The organism is Pseudomonas frederiksbergensis (assembly GCF_003732665.1).
Classification (GTDB): domain Bacteria; phylum Pseudomonadota; class Gammaproteobacteria; order Pseudomonadales; family Pseudomonadaceae; genus Aquipseudomonas; species Aquipseudomonas frederiksbergensis_G.
In genome coordinates, this window is sequence record NZ_MOBP01000155.1 from 1 (window position 1) to 286 (window position 286).

Consider the following 286-nt stretch of genomic DNA (forward strand, 5'->3'; position numbering starts at 1 on the left):
AGCCTCCCACCTATCCTACACAAGCAAATTCAAAGTCCAGTGCAACGCTATAGTAAAGGTTCACGGGGACTTTCCGTCTAGCCGCGGATACACTGCATCTTCACAGCGATTTCAATTTCACTGAGTCTCGGGTGGAGACAGCGCCGCCATCGTTACGCCATTCGTGCAGGTCGGAATTTACCCGACAAGGAATTTCGCTACCTTAGGACCGTTCTAGTTACGGCCGCCGTTTACCGGGGCTTCGCTCAAGAGCTTCGCGTTAGCTAACCCCATCAATTAACCTTCC

1 rRNA gene is annotated in these 286 nt (G+C 52.1%); it reads right to left on the reverse strand.

The features are described from left to right. A 23S ribosomal RNA gene (locus tag BK665_RS33595) occupies positions 1 to 286 on the reverse strand; the annotation flags it as partial.